This window comes from Pantoea sp. PNA 14-12 (assembly GCF_004364735.1).
Taxonomy (GTDB): Bacteria; Pseudomonadota; Gammaproteobacteria; order Enterobacterales; family Enterobacteriaceae; genus Pantoea; species Pantoea stewartii.
This window is the reverse complement of sequence record NZ_SOAJ01000006.1, coordinates 15,748-34,712: the sequence shown is the minus strand read 5'-3', so window position 1 is coordinate 34,712 and position 18,965 is coordinate 15,748. Positions and strand designations below refer to the sequence as shown.

Here is an 18,965-nt window from a genome sequence, read left to right as displayed (position 1 = left end):
CCATTTTCACAAAAAATTAACTTTTATGGCCTCTCTTTCATTGCGCGTGCAGTGGTTACTGTTGTTGGTCGCATCGGTATTACTTGGCGCACTCTTCCAGTATTTTCATGTTCCGGCCGCCCTGTTACTGGGCCCGATGATTGTGGGCGTGATGATGGGGTTATCCGGTGCCACATTGCGCATCCACAAGCGGCTGTTCCTGCTGTCGCAGGCGGTACTGGGCTGTATGATTGCACAGAGCCTGTCACCGTCCATTTTAACGCCGCTATTACAGGACTGGCCCGTCGTGGTAGCGGTACTGCTGCTGACTCTGGCGGCCAGCGGTGTGTCGGGCTTTTTGCTGGTTCGGTTTAGTCAGCTTCCCGGCCCGACCGGCGCGTGGGGATCGTCACCTGGTGGTGCTTCTGCCATGGTGGCGATGGCGGGAGAATTCGGCGCGGATGTGCGTCTGGTCGCCTTTATGCAGTATCTGCGCGTTCTGTTTGTGGCGGGCGCGGCAGCAATGGTGGCTCGCATCGGCCTGGGCGATGGCGCTCATGCGGGATCACTGGTGTGGTTTCCTGCACTGAACAGCGGTTTTCCGCTGACGATTTGCCTGGTGATCGGCAGCGCCTGGCTGGGCCCCTGGTTACGCATTCCGTCCGGCGCGTTGCTGGTGCCTGCGCTGATTGGCGCTACGCTGCACGCTACCGGAACAGCCGTGCTTCAGATGCCTGAATGGCTGCTTGCCCTGGCGTACGCGCTGATCGGCTGGAGCGTGGGGCTGCGCTTCACCCGACCCATTTTCAAACTGGCGCTGAGTACCCTGCCGCAGATGCTGCTGTCCATTTTCGGCCTGATGCTGCTGTGTGGCGGACTGGCGTGGATGTTGACGCGCGTACTCCATATTGACCTGATGACCGCCTATCTCGCCACCAGTCCAGGTGGCCTGGACACCGTGGCGATCATTGCGGCCGGAAGCGGAGTGGATATGGCGTTTGTGATGGCGATGCAAACCCTGCGGTTATTCACCATTCTCCTGACCGGCCCGGCAATGGCGCGTTTTCTGTCACGCTTTGCGCAGTCGGCCCCGCGCTGAAAACACGACGGCATCCAGAATGAAGACCAGCAATGCCAGCCAGATAAAGCCAAACGTCAGCATTTTATCCGGCGTGATGGTCTCGCCATAAAACAGCACCGCCAGTAAGAACATCAGCGTTGGGCCAAGATACTGAAAGAAGCCAACCGTCGACAGGCGCAGCCGGGCACAGGCTGCGGCAAAGAACATCAGCGGAATGGTGGTCACAATACCTGCGGCGATCAGCAACAGATTCAGGCTGGCGGGATTGGCGGTAAGATGGCTGGTACTGCTGTCTGCAAAACCAAATAAATACAGCGCGGCCAGCGGAAACAGCCACAGCGTTTCAATCAGCATACCGCTCTGGGCATCGACCTGAATTTTCTTCCTCATGAGGCCGTAAAACGCAAAGCTGAAGGCCAGGCCTAATGCAATCACCGGCACCGAACCAAACTGCCACAGCTGCAAAAGGACGCCAGCGGTAGCGAGCGCCACAGCCAGCCACTGCAGGCGACGAAAACGTTCGCGCAGGAAAACCATACCAAACACGACGTTAATCAAAGGGTTAATAAAATAGCCCAGACTGGCTTCTAGCATATGCTGGTTATTCACCGCCCAGATAAACAGCAGCCAGTTACCGCCCACCGTGACGGCGGTCAGCGCCAGTAGCAAGACCTTTTTGGGTTGGCGCACGACGCTTCTGACCTGCCCCCAGCTGCGGCTAAGCGTAATCAACAGCAGCATAAACAAGGCTGACCAGATTACCCGGTGCGTCATGATTTCAGTCGCAGGGACGGCTTTAACTAATTTGAAGTAGGCAGGTGCAATGCCCCATATGAAATAAGCGCCAAGCGCAAAACCTATTCCCTGACGGGTTTTCTGGGTATCCATAAATCATCCTGAAAGTTCGTTCTGTACCAAAAGTCACTGAGAGAAAGCGGCGTGACAGAGGGCCGCAATGTTACCGCAGTCCCCGTCATGTCTGTAGCCCGATCTGGCAACAGGCAGGGTCAGGTTTTGTCCTGCTCACGGGCACGCTGGCGGGAAAGACAAATGGCCTGATGATTGTCATCCGCCCACGCAATCAGTTGCTGCATCGGTTTAAGAAAAGAACGACCTAACTCTGTCAGACTGTACTCAACCCGTGGCGGCACTTCCGGATAAAGAGTCCGCAGGATATAGCCGTCCACCTCCAGCCGTTTCAGCGTTCGTGACAGCACCTGACGAGCGACATCGCCAATATGGCGGTGCAGCTCATTGAAGCGCAGCGTGCGCTCGGCCAGCGCCTCAAGAATCAGCAAACTCCATTTATCGCCAATCCGGTCAAGTACATCCCGAATGGGGCAAGGCTGTTCATAACTGAATGTGTTAGGGGATGACACAGACATGGAAAGGGTTCCTGCACGTTGTAATAGTCACTTTCATGTGACTGAGTCAGCACAAAGTGACGTCTTGTTATCCATTTTGCGCGAATGTACCATCCGCAGCGACAACAGTCTATTTTTGTGACCTGGTGTGATATCAAAACCCGATGGCGCGTCCGGGCCATGCCCGGCACCCTGTATAAAGTGATCCTCTGGCGCGGAGCGGTTAGCGCTGTAACGAATGAGCAAGGAGAAAAATGATGGCAACCTTTCTGAAAACCCTGCTGCTGACGGCAGGTATCCTGACAGCGAGCGCTGGGTACGCCGTGCAACCGAAAGAAGGCCGCGATCTTAACGTGGAAGAGGCCAATCGTGCGCTGGTGATCAACTTTTATAATCAATTTTTCAATCAGCACAAGGTGACAGAAGCGGCCCGGGTCGTGGCGGACGATTACCGCCAGCACAATCCCGGGGTGCCGAATGGCAAGGCACCGCTGGTTAACTTTTTCAGCGATTTTTTCAGCAAAAACCCACAGTCAAAAGCGCGCATCGTTCGCAGTGCAACCGACGGTGATCTGGTATGGCTGCATGTTCACTCGACCAATGGTGAACACGATCGTGGTCAGGCTGTTACGGATATTTTCCGCGTGAAAAACGGCAAAATTGTCGAGCACTGGGATGTGATTCAGGCCGTACCGGCGACCTCAGCGAATACCAATACGATGTTCTGAGGCAGGCAGGATACTGCGTGGCAGGGCCTGAACGGTGCCACGCGTCGATTCGCTTAACCGGTCAGGTAGGTCGCGGTTGCGGTGGCAATGTAAAGGCCCTGCTCATTATGTAATTCTACCCGCGCCACAGAGACTTTATTGCCGGCACGCAGTAAACGGCTGCTGGCAATAAAGCGCTCGCCCCGTCCGGGACGGAGATAATCCACCCGCATATCAATCGTCCCCATACGGGACAGTCGCTGGCGCAGCACGTCTTCACTTATCTGCTCATCACGTGTCAAGGCATGGCTCACGCACACCATGCCCGCGGCGACATCCAGTACCGCTGCTGTTACACCACCATGAAGAATGTGCTGGGCGGCATTGCCCACCAGCATGGTTTTGTTGGCAAAACTGATTTCTGCGTAATCGGGTTCCAGGCGATCCAGTTCCAGACCCAGCGCCTGATTAAACGGCATGTGATAAATAAAAATTTCACCGACGAGGCGGCGAGCGTCCTGCTGAGTCAATAGCACGGATGACATGGTGTTTAGTCCTGAACAGCTGGTAATTGAACTGTAGATGTTAATAAGATGTTTATTCTATGCTTCGCTCGACAGGGTTTCCAGTTTAGGAAATCAGCGCTGATGTTCACCCACTTTTGTGTGTAGAATGTCCTGCTTTTTACAACACCCATTCGCTTTTATGAATACGCAGTTTTCACCGGAGAATCCTATGCGTAAGCATCGCGCCTTGCTGGCGGCAATGTTACTTCCTGCTTTGGCGCAGGCGGACGAAGCCACAATTAAACATGTTCACGATGCACCGCAGGTGCGAGGCAGCATCATTGCCAACCTGCTGGAGCAGCACGACAACCCGTTTGTGCTTTATCCTTACGAAAATAATTATCTGCTTTACACCTATACCAGCGACATAAATAAAGAGGCGATTTCCTCTTACAACTGGGCAAAAAACGCACGTAAAGATGAAGTGAAATTCCAGCTCAGCCTGGCATTTCCGTTGTGGCGTGGCATCGTCGGTGACAACTCCGTATTAGCGGCGTCTTATACTCAGCGCTCATGGTGGCAGTTATCCAATAAAAAAGAGTCGTCGCCTTTCCGTGAGACGAACTATGAGCCACAGATTTTCCTGGGCTGGGCGACCGATTACTCGTTTGCCGGCTGGACACTGCGTGACGTTGAGGTCGGTGTGAATCATCAGTCTAACGGCCGCAGCGATCCGACCTCACGCAGCTGGAACCGTGTTTATACTCGTCTGATGGCGCAGAACGGTAACTTCCTGGCCGAGATCAAGCCCTGGTTCCGTATTTCAGAAAGCGCGAATAATGACGACAACCCCGATATCACCAAATACATGGGTTATTATCGTGCGAAGTTAGGTTACGCCATGGGCGACAGTATTTTCAGCGTTGAAGGCAACTATAACTGGAATAGCGGCTACGGCGGCGCTACGCTGGGCTGGAGTTATCCGATCACCCAACACGTTCGTTTCTATACGCAACTGTTTAGCGGCTATGGCGAATCCCTTATTGACTACAACCATCGTCAGACACGCGTCGGTGTGGGCGTGACACTCAACGATTTATTTTAATTAACCATCAAGTCAGGATCACAGTGGCAACCTCGGCAGTTCTTAATCAGGAAGCGTTGGCGCAGCAGGTATTACAGGATACCTTCGGCTACCAGCAGTTTCGTCCCGGTCAGCAGGCCATTATCAATGAAGCGCTGAATGGGCGAGACTGCCTGGTGGTGATGCCAACCGGCGGCGGGAAATCACTCTGCTATCAGATCCCCGCGCTGGTGCGTGAAGGGCTGACACTGGTCGTCTCGCCCTTGATCTCGCTGATGAAAGATCAGGTGGATCAACTGCTGGCAAATGGTGTTGCGGCGGCGTGTCTCAATTCGACCATGACCCGCGAGCAACAGCAAAACGTCATGGCGGACTGCCGAAACGGACGCGTAAAGTTGCTCTATATTGCGCCCGAACGCCTGATGATGGATAACTTCCTGGAAAGCCTGGCGCACTGGCAGCCTGCGATGCTGGCGGTGGATGAGGCGCACTGCATTTCTCAGTGGGGGCACGATTTCCGGCCCGAGTACGGCGCACTGGGGCAGATGCGTCAGCGCTTTCCCGATCTGCCGGTTATGGCGCTCACGGCGACCGCCGACGAAACCACCCGCCTTGATATCGTCAACCTGCTGCATATGCAGGACCCGCTGATTCAAATCAGCAGTTTTGATCGACCTAATATCCGCTATACGCTGGTGGAAAAATTCAAACCCACCGAACAGTTACTGCGTTACGTACAGGATCAGCGGGGCAAGTGCGGCATCATTTACTGCAACAGCCGGGCAAAAGTTGAGGACACGGCCGCGCGCCTGCAGAGCCGCGGTCTCAGCGTGGGTGCCTATCATGCCGGTATCGACAGCGCGCAGCGCGCCCGCGTGCAGGAAGCGTTTCAGCGCGACGATCTGCAAATTGTGGTCGCCACCGTGGCGTTTGGCATGGGCATTAACAAACCCAATGTGCGGTTTGTGGTCCATTTCGACATTCCCCGCAATATCGAATCCTACTATCAGGAAACCGGCCGTGCGGGTCGTGATGGCCTGCCTGCGGAAGCGATGATGCTTTATGATCCTGCAGATATGGCCTGGTTACGTAAATGTCTCGAAGAGAAACAGCCCGGCCCGCTGCAGGACATAGAGCGGCATAAATTGAATGCCATGAACGCCTTTGCTGAAGCGCAGACCTGTCGCCGTCTGGTGCTGCTGAACTACTTTGGTGAAGGGCGGCAGCAACCTTGTGGTAACTGCGATATCTGTCTCGATCCGCCTAAGCGCTATGACGGTCTGGTTGAAGCCCAGAAAGCGCTTTCGAGTATTTACCGTGTCGGCCAGCGCTTTGGCATGGGTTACATCGTTGAAGTTTTGCGCGGCGCGAACAATCATCGTATCCGTGAACAGGGTCACGACAAGCTGCCGGTTTATGGGCTGGGTAAAGAGAACAGCCATGAGCATTGGGTGAGTGTGCTGCGTCAGCTGATTCATCTGGGGTTAGTCACCCAAAATATTGCCATGCATTCTGCACTGCAACTTACCGAAGCGGCCCGACCGGTGCTGCGCGGTGAAGTCCCGCTGATGCTGGCGGTACCACGGCTCATTACAACCAGACCGAAAAGCAGCAGTTCGGCAAAAGTCTACGGGGGTAACTATGACCGTAAGCTGTTTGCCAAACTCCGCAAGCTGCGTAAGGCGATAGCGGATGAAGAGAACATTCCACCCTATGTGGTCTTTAACGACGCCACATTGCTGGAGATGGCGGAACAGATGCCGGTCAGTGCGTCAGACATGTTGAGCGTGAATGGGGTCGGTCACCGTAAACTCGAACGTTTCGGTAAGCCCTTTTTGCTGATGATTAAAGAGCATCTTGATGAAGAGTAAAGAGGCATTACCATGTTGATATTGTTTGGCACGATTGCGTTGGTCCACCTTGTTGCGCTCATGAGCCCCGGCCCGGATTTCTTTTTCGTTTCGCAAACGGCGGCCAGCCGTTCGCGCAAAGAAGCGATGTTGGGTGTGTTGGGCATTACGCTGGCGGTCATGATCTGGGCAGCGGTGGCGTTAATGGGCCTGCATTTGATCCTGCAAAAAATGGCCTGGCTGCATCAAATCATCATGGTCGGTGGCGGGCTTTACCTGTTATGGATGGGATGGCAGCTGATCCGTTCCGCGCGTCAACGTCATAAGCAGCCGGTACAGCAGGAACCTGTCGTCGATCTGCCAAAGAAAGGCATGAGCTTTATCAAAGGGTTGTTAACCAATCTCTCTAACCCCAAAGCGGTGATCTATTTTGGTAGCGTCTTCTCATTATTTATCGGTAACGATGTCGGTGGGCTGGAGCGCTGGGGATTGTTTGTGTTGATTAGCGTCGAAACCTTTGCATGGTTTTCTCTGGTCGCCGCAATTTTTGCTTTGCCATGGATGCGGGATAAATATCAGCGTGCCGCGAAGTGGGTGGATGGCATGGCGGGCGTACTGTTCGCCGGATTTGGCATTCATCTTATCCTGTCACGCTAAGGTCGCCAGACCGGCTTTATGCGGCCGCCGACAGTATGCTCTGTCGTGCGGCTGCAGGTGTACATCAGGCCATTCGCCTTGCGCTGGCCAGCAGTCCGCCAATCGCAATAAATAATCCCCCGAAAATACGGTTCATCAGCTTCATCTGTTTAGGGCCTTTGATCCAGCCCGCAATGCGCGTCGCTAAGGTGGCGTAACCAATCATCACCACGATATCCACCAGTACGGTGGTTATGCCCAGAACCAGATACTGCAGCATAAGGGGTTGATGAGGCAGGATAAACTGCGGAAACAGCGCGGCCAGAAACACAATACTTTTGGGATTGGTGAGGTTCACCATGACAGCCCGTTTAAACAGGCGGCGACGCGGCATCGCTTTTGACATCGCGTTGAGATCAATGGCGCCGGCAGCCCGCCACTGTTGAATACCCAGCCAGACAAGATAGCCGGCACCGGCCCATTTCAGAATCTCAAACGCCAGCAGCGACTGAGAAAACAGCGCGCCAAGACCCACCCCTACCAGGGCGATATGCAGCGCGAGCCCTACCTGCAGCCCGGAGATGGAGGCGACGGCACCACGATAACCGTGGCTGATGCCGGTGCTCATGGTGTTAATCGCGCCTGAGCCGGGTGAGAGGCTCAGAATTGTGGTGGTAAGAAGGTAGGTCAGCCACCATTCGATGGTCATGGGTTGTACTCCCGGTCTCGTCTGAAGTGTGACACAATACGCCAGAATGCTGCGCAGAGCCATGGACATCATGCGGCCGTTCAGACTCTTTTTTTCCGGCAATCAGGAGGGCTGATGAAGCAACACAGGGCAAGCTGGCTGCGACGCGAAAAGGCCTTTGCCGCCTTTGCTACTGGTCCACTGCTTGATTTCTGGCACAGCCGTGAAGAGTGCGAATTCACTGGCGTTGGAAACCTGACATTGCGCTATGTCCGGTTCATTTCACCGCAACATAAACGCGTCATCCTTATCGTGCCGGGGCGCATCGAAAGCTACGTTAAGTATCCCGAACTGGCTTACGATCTTTTTCACTGCGGCTTTGATGTGATCGTGCTCGATCATCGCGGTCAGGGGCGATCGGATCGTCTGCTGGATGACTCTCACCGCGGGCATGTGGTGGAGTTCAGCCATTATGTTGATGACCTCGAAACGCTTTATCTCAAAGAGATTGTGAGCCGTCATTATCAGCAGCGCTATGCACTGGCTCATTCGATGGGCGGCGCGATTTTGACGCTCTTCCTGGCGCGTCAGCCCGGTGCATTTCATGCCGCCGCGCTGGTGGCTCCCATGTTTGGGATTGCGTTGCCGTTACCCGCTTTTCTGGCGCATAAGATTCTTGACTGGGCGGAAAAGCGCCCCGCTGTGCGTGAGGGTTATGCATTAGGCACAGGGCGCTGGCGGGCGCACCCTTTCGGCATCAACCGGTTAACGCACAGCCATGAGCGCTACCGCCGCAGTCTGCGTTTTTATGCGGATGATCCGGCTATTCGCGTGGGCGGACCCACGTATCACTGGGTCAGAGAAGGGATTCATGCCGGGCGCAATATTCTGAGCCAGGTGGATAACATTACGACTCCGCTGCTGGTGCTGCAGGCCAGTGAAGACAGCGTGGTGGATAATCGCTCGCAGGATCTGTTTTGTGACGCGATGGCGGCAGCCGGTCACCCCTGTCAGGGCCGGACACCGCAGGTTATCAGCGGCGCGCGCCACGAGATCCTGTTTGAAAAGGACAGCATGCGCGCCGAAGCGCTCAATACCATCGTCGATTTCTTTTTATCGCAGCATTAGTTCGCAATTTACATTACCGGCTACGGCCAACCGACACCGATACCCGAGGTTTTCATGTACCACATTGTTGTGTCCGATCTGGATGGCACACTGCTTTCTCCCGAACATCGCCTGACCGCCAATGCGCGCGAAACGCTTCAGCAACTGGTCGCGCAGGGCATTCACTTTATTTTTGCCACAGGCCGTCATCACATCGATGTCGGGCAAATGCGTGACAAGCTAGGGATTCCGGCTTACATGATTACGTCAAACGGCGCGCGCGTTCACAATCCGGCAGGGGAGCTGGTTTTTAGCCACAATCTGGACGCGGACATCGCCCACGATCTGTTTGGTCTGCAGTATCATCATCCGGACGTGCTGACGCATGTTTATCGCGACGATGAGTGGTTTGTCAGCCGCTGCAGTCCGGCGGAGAAGGATTATTTTCGCGAGTCCGATTTTCACTATCAGGTTTATGAGCCGGGCATGCTGCCGACGGATGGCATCAGCAAAGTCTTTTTTACCTGTGAAGAACCGGAACACCTTGTCCCTATGGAGCAGGCCATCGAAGCACGCTGGGGCGACAGGGTTAACGTGAGTTTTTCGCTGCCGACCTGCCTCGAAGTGATGGCAGGCGGCGTGTCAAAAGGCCATGCCCTGGAAGCGGTGGCAAAACAGTTAGGCTTTACGCTTAAAGACTGTATTGCGTTTGGTGATGGTATGAATGATGTCGAAATGCTGAGTATGGCAGGCAAAGGCTGCATTATGGCTAACGCCCATCAGCGTCTGAAAGACACCTTACCTGAACTGGAAGTGATTGGCAGTAATGCCCAGGATGCCGTCCCGGAGACGCTGAGAACACTCTATCTGTCGTAATCCGAAAAGAAGGCCGGTAAGCCGTCCTTCTGGCAAAGCCGTTATGCCCTTTTTTGCTTATGCCGGTGCTCACTGATCATGGTTAACAGCAGCAGCACTACCGCCATAACGGCGCCGGCAATCATCACGATGAATCCGCCATCCCAGCCGAAGTAATCGACGGTATAACCCACAATGGCGCTGGCCGCGACTGAGCCACCCAGATAACCGAACAGCCCCGTAAACCCGGCAGCCGTGCCAGCCGCTTTTTTGGGTGCCAGCTCCAGCGCATGCAGACCAATGAGCATTACCGGTCCATAAATCAGAAAGCCAATCGCGATCATGCAGGCCATGTCCACACCGGGATTGCCCGGCGGATTTAGCCAGTAGATGACGGTAGCAGCGGTAACCAGCGTCATAAAAAACACCCCTGTCGCACCACGGTTGCCGCGAAAGACCTTGTCTGACATCCAGCCGCACAACAGCGTACCGGGAATGCCCGTATACTCATAAAAGAAGTAGGTCCAGGAGGACTTATCAAGCGTGAAATGCTTTACTTCTTTCAGGTAGGTTGGTGACCAGTCGAGGATGCCGTAACGCAGCAGGTAGACAAACACATTTGCCAGAGCGATATACCACAGCAGTTTGTTGGGCAGGACATACTTCATAAAGATTTGTCTGGCAGTGAACTCTTCCTCATGACTTTCGTTGTAATCCACCGGATAGTCGTTTTTATAGGCCTCAATCGGCGGTAATCCACAAGATTGCGGCGTATCGCGCATCAGGGCAAAGGCCAGAATCGCAATGGCGATCGCCCCGAAGGCGGGCATATATAGCGCGGCTTTCCAGTCGTTGAACCACGCCATCCCCAGCAGAAACAGCAGGGGCGGAATCCCGCCGCCGACGTTATGCGCACAGTTCCACACAGAAACGATGCCGCCGCGCTCCTTTTGTGACCACCAGTGGACCATAGTGCGTCCGCAGGGCGGCCAGCCCATTCCCTGAAACCAGCCACAGATGAACAGCAGTACGAACATCACCATAATGCTGGAGGTTGCCCAGGGCACAAACCCCATAATCAGCATTACGGCAGCCGCCAGCGTTAAGCCGGCAGGTAAGAAGACCCGTGGATTCGACCGGTCTGACACCGAACCCATAATAAATTTGGAAAAGCCATAGGCGATGGAGATGCCTGAAAGCGCAAAACCCAGATCGCCGCGTGAGAAGCCTTGTTCAACCAGGTAGGGCATCGCCAGGGCGAAATTCTTTCGAACCAGATAGTAGGCCGCATAGCCAACGAAAATTCCGATAAAGATTTGCCAGCGCAGGCGACGGTAGCGTGGATCGATACGATGATCTTCGACCCGGGGCTGGTGTGGTGCAGGTTTAAAAATACTCAACATAGCGGTGGCCCTCCAGGGCGCATTATGATTTTGATTCCCGGCAGGTTGGGCAAAACTCAAGAAAACGGCGATCGGGATGCGCCATTTCGCGCAGAGAATAGACAGAGATACGTGGCTTTACTGTGATGAATGACAAATATGTTACAGATTTATGACAGCCTGGCGCAAAAAGCTCAGGCCGATGCGCTGATGCGCACATTTTTCTGCTGACAGGATATGCCCGATAAGAAGGTAAAAAGCCTGACCGGCAGATTAATGCGTAACTGCCTGGTTAATGCACAGATGTCAACCAGATAAATCTCCCTGCTGTGCGGACATTGTTTACACTGTCGCTCTGTTTATTTCGGGGTTGTTACCGTGCTTTTATTGATTGTTACTACCATTCTGTGGGCTTTTTCATTCAGCCTGATTGGCGAGTATCTTGCCGGTCAGGTTGACAGCTGGTTTTCGGTGCTGATGCGCCTGGCGCTGGCGGCCGTGGTATTTTTGCCTTTCCTGCGCTGGCGCGGCTATCGCCCCTCTACGCTCCTGCTGTATATGCTGGTAGGCATGCTGCAACTGGGCATCATGTATTTACTGAGTTTCGAAGCCTATCTCTATCTGAGCGTGTCTGAATTCCTGCTGTTTACCGTGATGACGCCGCTGTACGTCACGTTGATCTACGACGTGATCAGTCGACGGCCTCTGCGTGCAGGGTACATTTTCAGTGCGTTACTGGCTGTGGCGGGCGCGGCAATCATTCGTTATGACAAAGTCAGCGATAACTTCTGGTTCGGCCTGTTGCTGGTACAGTTAGCCAATATTTGCTTTGCAGCAGGTATGGTGGGCTACAAACGTTTGCAGGAAACCCGTCCTGTGCCGCAGCACACGGCCTTTTCGTGGTTCTATCTGGGCGCGGTGCTGATTGCGGTGGTGGCCTGGGCCGTCTGGGGCAACCCGCATAAACTCCCGACCACCTCACTGCAGTGGGGCATTCTGGTCTGGCTGGGCGTGGTGGCGTCCGGACTGGGTTACTTTATGTGGAACTACGGTGCTACGCAGGTCGATGCTGGCACGTTGGGCATCATGAACAACATGCATGTGCCGGCAGGCTTGCTGGTCAACCTGGCGATATGGCAGCAAAAGCCACACTGGCCAAGCTTTATTGCCGGTGCGCTCGTGATAGTAGCGTCCTTGTGGGTCCATAAGCGCTGGGTGGTCGGTAAGAACAATCAACAGTGAAGAAACAAGGCATCGCCGCGCACCGGCGCCAAAAGTAGCAGGCCGCTCAGTCTGTTGCGATCCCATGGCGGACGGGGCGCGCGTCGGCAGAAGGCGAGCAAGACGACGTCTGCTCGCCCGGCAGAGCGGACCGCATTGTTATCCCGGTGCGCTTTCTCCGGCGGGACGAGCGTAAGTCGGAGGCTGGTTTAAGCGGGCTTAACTGGCGCAGGGCGATGAATCATCGTCAGCCCCTTGAGGAAATTACGCAGAATCTGGTCACCGCATTCACGATAGTTTTTGTGATCCGGTTTACGGAAGATCGCGCCAATCTCCGCCTGAGAGACGGTGAAGTTGGCTTTTTTCAGGATATCAGGGATGTCGGTCGTTTTCAGATCAAATGCAATACGCAGCTTTTTCATGAAAATGTTGTTATTCATCTTACGCTCGATGGAAGGCGCAGGGGCATCCTCACTTTTCCCACGGCGATGAAAGATTAAGCCATTCAGGAAATAGCCCATCAGGACATCGGGGCAGGGGCGAAATGCCGCATCCTCATCTTTTTTCAGCCAACTGGTGATATCGGCCTGAGGAACCTCGCACTCCGCTAAGGCAAAAATCGCCACCATTTTGGCATCGTTCAGATCGAGCATATAGCGCACGCTGCGCAAAATATCGTTGTTAGTCATGGTGAGATCGTCTCAAGGTCAGTCAACAGGCTGCGCATTATAGGGGATTTTGCCCGCCGCCGCGCAGCTTTGTCGCTCATGCGGCTAAACGGCTGCAGGATGCGCGGCATTCCTGACAAAAGGCAAATGTTCACAGGCATGCTGACGGGCAAAATGGATAAAGGCTTCCAGCACAGGCTGACGCTGCTCGCCGTCACGCACGGCGGCATAAAGCCGACTCCATAATCCCTCTCCCAGTGTTTTCGTGATCACTAACCCCTGTTTTTCAAAGCTCTCCACTACCCAGTGTGGCAGCGCGGCAATGCCCATGCGCGCCGACACCATCTGAATCATCAACAGCGTGTTATCCACATTCTTCAGTGCAGGACTGATGCCCGCGGGCTGAAGGAAATGACGCCAGATATCCAGCCGCTGACGCTGCACCGGGTAAATCATCAACACTTCGTCGGCCAGTGCGTCAGGGGATATATGTTCGACCTGAGCCAGAGGATGATCGGGTGCCAGCACCAGGCGCACTTCGAAATCGAACATCGGTGAATAGAACAGGCCCGAGCGCGGCAGAATATCGGACGTTAAAACGATATCCAGCTCACCCTGTTGCAGTGCAGGTTGCGGATCGAAGGTCACACCTGATTTAAAATCCATCACCACCTGTGGCCAGCTCTGACGAAACTTATCCAGTGCCGGCGTAAGCCACTGAATGCAGCTATGACATTCAATGGCAACACGAAGCGTAGTCTGTTGCGGCTCATGGCAGGCCTGAAGCGCCTGCTGAATTTGCGGCAGAATCTGTTCCGCCAGCTGCAACAGAATTTCGCCCTGCGGCGTGAAGCGCAATGGCTGGCTTTTGCGTACAAACAGGCGGAATCCCAGCCGCTGTTCCAGATCGCTGAACTGATGTGACAACGCCGACTGCGTCTGGTGAAGCTGGGCGGCCGCGGCGGCCAGCGAGCCGGTATTCCGCAGAGCCTGAAGCGTCCGGAGATGTTTGAATTCGATCATGAGGGTCCTTCACATCGAAACTGAATAATTTGCGCTTGAGAGACATACAGTACCCGCAGAATATAGCGGTGTAAACATCTGGACGGCTAAACGTGACTGGCGATCAGACTGACCCAGGCATTTCTGGAGAATAGCAAATACCAATCCATAACCCTACTCCCGGCTTTTCACGTACAGGTGTGCGGCGCGAACTGAAAAATTAGTATTTGCTTATCCAAACGGAACGGACCGGAGGGTGACGACATTCACTCAAGAAATAGCAGAAAAAATGAGGCGCGTTATGTTGCTGCAGAACGGCTATGGGACACTTCGCAATCCAGCCTGAAAACCCACCAGGCGCTGCTGAGCAGGGTTAACGCGGAAAAGCTCTCTGATTGCGGGTGTTGGATGGCGATGTCGGGAGTTTGGGCGCTTACGCGCCCTTTTTTTATCACTCAGTGGATGCGACACCGTACTGCTTAAACCAGGCTAACATACGTGCCCAGCCGTCTTTTGCCGATTCGGCATGGTAGCTCGGACGATAGTCGGCGTTAAAAGCATGCCCGGCATCGGGATACACAATGATCTCTGCCTTTGCGTTTGCAGCATGTAAGGCCTGGCGCATCTGCTCCACACTTTCCAGCGGAATGCCGTCATCCTGACCACCATACAAACCCAGCACAGGCGCGTTCAGATCCACAGCAATATCGATAGGATGTTTTTGCTGCTTCATGGTTTTTTCCCCTACCAGGCGACCATACCAGGCCACGGCAGCGCGAAGTTGCGGGTTGTGTGCCGCATAAAGCCAACTGATGCGTCCGCCCCAACAGAAACCGGTAATTCCCATCCGCCGGATGTCGCCACCGTTGCGGGCCGCCCAGTTAGCGGCATGATCGAGATCCGCCAGTACCTGGCTGTCAGGCACCTTGCTGACCAGTTCTTTAAACAGCGTAGGAATATCGTTGTAGTCGTTGGGGTCGCCTTCGCGGAAGTAAAGCTCTGGCGCGACAGCCAGATAGCCTTCCAGCGCCAGACGACGACAAATGTCGCGAATGTGTTCATGAACGCCGAAAATTTCCTGCACGACCAGCACAACAGGCAACGGCCCGTCTGCTGACTGCGGTTTCGCGTAAAAAGCCGGAAGATTTTCACCCTGACTCGGAATAGACGTCTCACCGGCGTGGATGGCCGGGCTGTCGGTAATAATGGTGGTCGAAGCCGTGGGCTGAACTGCCGGAGCAAACGCGCCTGCGGCTGATTTTTGTGTCATATTATCGTCGGTTTTCATCGTTATCTCCGTGCAAGCGTATGCGCAATCACGTAACTATAGCCTGGGCATTTATTACTGGTTCCGGGCAATGCGTAACAGAGCTTATAACCTTTAAAATACACTTCTCTTTAACATTCTCATGCTGCCTTCCACATCACCATATGTAGCATTACGGGAGGTCTGAGATAAATGTGTGATATTAATCACTAAAAATTTCATCGAAAATGTAACTTTCATTTTCTTGAGTGAAACCAGTCACACATTTAACCCGTCGGGTAACGTAAAGTGGCGTACTGTTTTTCCTTAACCCGGAGTCTGATATGACACAGTCTGACGTTTTCCATCTTGGCCTGACGAAAGCCGACCTGCAGGGGGCGACACTGGCCATTGTTCCTGGCGATCCGGAACGTGTAAAAAAAATTGCCGGACTGATGGACGATCCCCGGCACCTGGCTTCCCATCGTGAGTTCACCAGCTGGCTGGCTAAGCTTGACGGTAAACCCGTCGTGGTCTGTTCTACCGGGATTGGCGGACCTTCCACCTCCATTGCCGTCGAGGAGCTTGCTCAGCTTGGCGTGCGCACTTTCCTGCGTGTAGGGACAACGGGCGCCATCCAGCCGCATATCAATGTCGGCGACGTTCTGGTTACGACGGCGTCTGTACGCCTGGACGGTGCCAGCCTGCACTTCGCACCAATGGAATTTCCGGCCGTCGCCGACTTCACCTGCACAACGGCCTTAGTGGCTGCGGCAGAAGCCTGCGGTGCCAAAACTCATATCGGGATTACCGCCTCATCTGATACTTTCTACCCCGGCCAGGAGCGCTACGACACCTTCTCGGGCCGCGTCGTGAACCGTTTTCAGGGCTCTATGCAGGAGTGGCAGCAGATGGGCGTCCTGAACTATGAGATGGAATCGGCGACGCTGTTAACCATGTGCGCCAGTCAGGGCCTGCGCGCAGGCATGGTGGCGGGCGTGATTGTTAACCGCACGCAAAAAGAGATTCCCGATGCAGTGACGATGAAGCAGACCGAAAGCGATGCCGTCAAAATAGTAGTTGAAGCGGCCCGTCGCTTACTCTAGCCCTTCGTTTGACAGACAGGCCGGCTGTCCGGCCTGTCATGGCCTTGTCTTTACGTCTCGTCTTTCCCCCTCAGTAAATATATCTGGACATTCATACAGTGCGAATTTACCTTTTTCCTCAATAGCCTGACCAGCGGGGAGAATATGGATCAGCACATCATTATCAGCATCTGCCTTGGGCTCGCCGGCCTGGGTGTTGGCTGGATACTGGCGCAAATGCGTGTCAGTCATCAGTTAGCCAGCTTTACCACAGAGCGCCGTCTGCTTAACGAAGCACAACAACGTCAGCAACAGCATATCGAGCAGCTCCAGCAGCAGCTGCAACAGCGCGAACAGGAGTTGAGACAGCTTCATGGATCATTAAGCGGAGCCAATGAGCGCCTGCAACAGCTGGATTACTGGCGTAATGAGAGCGAGCAACTGACACGAGAGCTGCGCAATCAGCTGGAGGTGAACAGCGCGCAGGAAGCCGAGCTGCGTGAAGTGACCATCCGTCTTGAGGAAACCCGTTTTGCAGCGGAAGAGAAGCAGCGCCTGTTGACCAACAGCGAGCAGCGGCTTAGCGCGCAGTTTGAAAACCTGGCTAACCGAATTTTTGAAAACAGCGGTCGCCGCGTTGATGAGCAAAACCGTCAAAGTCTGAACAGCCTGATTGGGCCGTTGCGTGAACAGCTCGATGGCTTTCGGCGGCAGGTTAATGAGAGCTTTGGCGCGGAAGCGCGTGAACGCCATACACTGACCCACGAGATTCGTCAGCTACAGCAACTGAATGCGCAGATGGCCCAGGAAGCGCTCAACCTGACCAAAGCGCTCAAAGGCGACAACAAAATCCAGGGCAACTGGGGCGAGGTGGTGCTGAGCCGGGTACTGGAAGCGTCAGGATTGCGTGAAGGCTATGAATACGATATCCAGGTCAGCATGCAGAACGAGCAGCAAAGCCGCATGCAGCCCGATGTCATCGTCCGGCTTCCCCAGGGGAAAGATGTGGTGATCGACGCCAAAATGACGCTGGTTGCCTACGAGCGGTATTTCAACGCGGATGACGACATTGAACGTGAACAGGCCATTCAGGCGCATATCAGTGCCGTACGCGGTCATATCCGTTTGCTGGGCCGTAAAGATTATCAACAATTGCCCGGTTTACGCTCACTGGATTATGTGTTGATGTTTATCCCGGTTGAACCGGCGTTTTTACTGGCAATCGATCGGCAGCCAGAATTGATAGGCGAAGCGCTCCAGCAAAATATCATGCTGGTCAGTCCGACCACGCTGCTGGTTGCACTGCGTACCATCAACAATCTCTGGCGCTACGAGCATCAAAGCCGCAATGCGCAGCGGATTGCCGAGCGCGCAGCCAGGCTTTACGACAAAATGCGCCTGTTTGTTGATGATATGAGCGGTATTGGTCACAGCCTTGATAAGGCCCAAAACAGCTATCGTGAAGCGATGAAGAAGCTGGCAGAAGGGCGGGGTAATTTGATCGCACAAACGGAAGGCTTCCGTGACTTAGGTGTAGAGGTTAAACGCGCTATCAATCCCCATCTGGTCGAACGCGCGATGCCCGAAAATGAGCACGACAGTATGCCCGGTAACGACCAAAACGCAGACGAAAGTTGTGAGCGGGTTCGGCACCTCCACGAATAAGCAGGTCGCCAACGTGCCTGACCTCCGTGACTCTGATACACTTCCATAAGTATTGTTTGTGGAGCAGGTAAAACCGATGGCAGATGAATCACAGCAGGAAACTACCCATTTTGGCTTTCAGACCGTCGCCAAGAGCGAGAAAGCCGACAAAGTCGCGGACGTGTTTCATTCCGTAGCGGCGAAATATGACCTGATGAACGACTTAATGTCGTTTGGCGTCCATCGCGTCTGGAAGCGTTTTACCATCGACAGCAGCGGTGTGCGTCGCGGTCAGCGTGTCCTGGATCTGGCCGGTGGAACCGGCGATTTAACCGCAAAATTTTCACGGCTGGTGGGCGAGACCGGGCAGGTTGTTCTGGCTGATATTAACAGCTCTATGCTGAAAATGGGCCGGGAGAAGCTACGAAACCTCGGTATCGTTGGCAATGTCAGTTATGTTCAGGCCAACGCCGAAGCGCTGCCGTTTCCTGACAACTACTTCGACTGCATTACGATCTCTTTTGGCCTGCGTAACGTTACGGAAAAAGAGAAGGCGCTGGCGTCGATGTTCCGCGTGCTGAAACCGGGTGGACGTTTGCTGGTGCTGGAGTTCTCGAAACCTGTTATTGAGCCGCTGAGCAAAGCCTACGATGCCTACTCGTTCCATATTCTGCCGCGCATCGGCCAACTGGTTGCTCAGGATGCAGAAAGTTATCGCTATCTGGCCGAGTCCATCCGCATGCATCCCGACCAGGAAACCCTGAAAGCGATGATGAACGATGTGGGATTCGAAAACACCACCTATTCAAATATGACGGGCGGCATCGTGGCACTTCATCGTGGGTTTAAATTTTAACCAT

At 54.3% G+C, this 18,965-nt stretch carries 19 protein-coding genes; 11 read left to right on the top strand and 8 right to left on the bottom strand.

The window, feature by feature from the left end:
* Window positions 1-25 precede the first annotated feature (25 nt).
* Window positions 26-1,078, top strand: coding sequence for an AbrB family transcriptional regulator (locus tag C7434_RS18690; RefSeq protein WP_033737366.1), 1,053 nt, complete (start codon window positions 26-28; stop codon window positions 1,076-1,078).
* On the opposite strand, the gene rarD is transcribed toward C7434_RS18690, so the two are convergent.
* Together rarD and C7434_RS18680 are read right to left on the bottom strand one after the other, a co-directional pair.
* Window positions 1,049-1,948 (bottom strand): EamA family transporter RarD, encoded by a 900-nt coding sequence (rarD, locus tag C7434_RS18685; RefSeq protein WP_133745808.1) that lies wholly within the window; start codon window positions 1,946-1,948, stop codon window positions 1,049-1,051. The genes C7434_RS18690 and rarD overlap by 30 nt on opposite strands.
* Before the next feature lie 119 nt (window positions 1,949-2,067).
* Window positions 2,068-2,445, bottom strand: a complete 378-nt coding sequence (locus tag C7434_RS18680; RefSeq protein WP_033737369.1) for a helix-turn-helix domain-containing protein — start codon at window positions 2,443-2,445, stop codon at window positions 2,068-2,070.
* Between the two features lie 233 nt (window positions 2,446-2,678).
* On the opposite strand from C7434_RS18680, the gene C7434_RS18675 reads away from it, so the two are divergent.
* Complete coding sequence (locus C7434_RS18675; protein ID WP_006121456.1) at window positions 2,679-3,152, top strand: nuclear transport factor 2 family protein; 474 nt, start codon at window positions 2,679-2,681, stop codon at window positions 3,150-3,152.
* Window positions 3,153-3,205: 53 nt separating this feature from the next.
* On the opposite strand, the gene C7434_RS18670 is transcribed toward C7434_RS18675, so the two are convergent.
* Window positions 3,206-3,676 carry a thioesterase family protein gene (locus C7434_RS18670; RefSeq protein WP_006121457.1) on the bottom strand — a complete coding sequence of 157 codons (471 nt, stop codon included), beginning with the start codon at window positions 3,674-3,676 and terminating at the stop codon, window positions 3,206-3,208.
* Between the two features lie 190 nt (window positions 3,677-3,866).
* Between C7434_RS18670 and pldA the strand changes: the two genes are divergently transcribed.
* From pldA to rhtC, 3 genes are read left to right on the top strand one after another with little or no spacing between them, the layout of a single operon-like run.
* The gene (gene pldA, locus C7434_RS18665) at window positions 3,867-4,742 is read left to right on the top strand and encodes a phospholipase A (RefSeq protein ID WP_033737373.1); all 876 of its coding nucleotides are present in this window, start codon (window positions 3,867-3,869) and stop codon (window positions 4,740-4,742) included.
* Window positions 4,743-4,765: 23 nt separating this feature from the next.
* Window positions 4,766-6,592, top strand: coding sequence for an ATP-dependent DNA helicase RecQ (gene recQ, locus C7434_RS18660; RefSeq protein WP_006121459.1), 1,827 nt, complete (start codon window positions 4,766-4,768; stop codon window positions 6,590-6,592).
* 12 nt (window positions 6,593-6,604) lie between these two features.
* The gene (gene rhtC, locus C7434_RS18655; protein ID WP_006121460.1) at window positions 6,605-7,228 is read left to right on the top strand and encodes a threonine export protein RhtC; all 624 of its coding nucleotides are present in this window, start codon (window positions 6,605-6,607) and stop codon (window positions 7,226-7,228) included.
* A gap of 64 nt (window positions 7,229-7,292) precedes the next feature.
* Here rhtC and rhtB read toward each other — a convergent pair whose 3' ends face one another.
* On the bottom strand, window positions 7,293-7,916 hold the full coding sequence (gene rhtB / locus C7434_RS18650) for a homoserine/homoserine lactone efflux protein (protein WP_033737374.1): 624 nt from the start codon (window positions 7,914-7,916) through the stop codon (window positions 7,293-7,295).
* A 114-nt stretch (window positions 7,917-8,030) separates the two neighbouring features.
* On the opposite strand from rhtB, the gene pldB reads away from it, so the two are divergent.
* Together pldB and yigL are read left to right on the top strand one after the other, a co-directional pair.
* Window positions 8,031-9,023 (top strand): lysophospholipase L2, encoded by a 993-nt coding sequence (gene pldB / locus C7434_RS18645; protein WP_006121462.1) that lies wholly within the window; start codon window positions 8,031-8,033, stop codon window positions 9,021-9,023.
* Between the two features lie 54 nt (window positions 9,024-9,077).
* Entirely contained in the window at window positions 9,078-9,878 is an 801-nt protein-coding gene (gene yigL, locus C7434_RS18640) for a sugar/pyridoxal phosphate phosphatase YigL (RefSeq protein WP_033737375.1), read from the top strand.
* A 41-nt stretch (window positions 9,879-9,919) separates the two neighbouring features.
* Here the strand turns inward: yigL and glpT are convergent, their stop codons facing one another.
* Window positions 9,920-11,260, bottom strand: coding sequence for a glycerol-3-phosphate transporter (gene glpT, locus C7434_RS18635; protein WP_054688536.1), 1,341 nt, complete (start codon window positions 11,258-11,260; stop codon window positions 9,920-9,922).
* Window positions 11,261-11,617: 357 nt separating this feature from the next.
* Between glpT and C7434_RS18630 the strand changes: the two genes are divergently transcribed.
* A complete protein-coding gene (locus tag C7434_RS18630) occupies window positions 11,618-12,481 on the top strand; it encodes a carboxylate/amino acid/amine transporter (RefSeq protein WP_006121466.1) in 864 nt (287 codons plus the stop codon).
* A gap of 188 nt (window positions 12,482-12,669) precedes the next feature.
* On the opposite strand, the gene C7434_RS18625 is transcribed toward C7434_RS18630, so the two are convergent.
* The 3 genes from C7434_RS18625 to C7434_RS18615 all read right to left on the bottom strand — a co-directional run bounded on the left by C7434_RS18625 (window position 12,670) and on the right by C7434_RS18615 (window position 15,418).
* Window positions 12,670-13,149, bottom strand: coding sequence for a DUF1456 family protein (locus C7434_RS18625; RefSeq protein WP_033737377.1), 480 nt, complete (start codon window positions 13,147-13,149; stop codon window positions 12,670-12,672).
* Window positions 13,150-13,233: 84 nt separating this feature from the next.
* Window positions 13,234-14,151, bottom strand: coding sequence for an HTH-type transcriptional regulator MetR (gene metR / locus C7434_RS18620; protein WP_006121468.1), 918 nt, complete (start codon window positions 14,149-14,151; stop codon window positions 13,234-13,236).
* A gap of 430 nt (window positions 14,152-14,581) precedes the next feature.
* A complete protein-coding gene (locus C7434_RS18615; RefSeq protein ID WP_006121469.1) occupies window positions 14,582-15,418 on the bottom strand; it encodes a dienelactone hydrolase family protein in 837 nt (278 codons plus the stop codon).
* 302 nt (window positions 15,419-15,720) lie between these two features.
* Between C7434_RS18615 and udp the strand changes: the two genes are divergently transcribed.
* The 3 genes from udp to ubiE all read left to right on the top strand — a co-directional run bounded on the left by udp (window position 15,721) and on the right by ubiE (window position 18,961).
* A complete protein-coding gene (udp, locus tag C7434_RS18610) occupies window positions 15,721-16,482 on the top strand; it encodes a uridine phosphorylase (RefSeq protein WP_006121470.1) in 762 nt (253 codons plus the stop codon).
* Window positions 16,483-16,626: 144 nt separating this feature from the next.
* Entirely contained in the window at window positions 16,627-18,126 is a 1,500-nt protein-coding gene (gene rmuC / locus C7434_RS18605; protein ID WP_033737379.1) for a DNA recombination protein RmuC, read from the top strand.
* A gap of 76 nt (window positions 18,127-18,202) precedes the next feature.
* A complete protein-coding gene (gene ubiE / locus C7434_RS18600; RefSeq protein ID WP_033737381.1) occupies window positions 18,203-18,961 on the top strand; it encodes a bifunctional demethylmenaquinone methyltransferase/2-methoxy-6-polyprenyl-1,4-benzoquinol methylase UbiE in 759 nt (252 codons plus the stop codon).
* Window positions 18,962-18,965 lie beyond the last annotated feature (4 nt).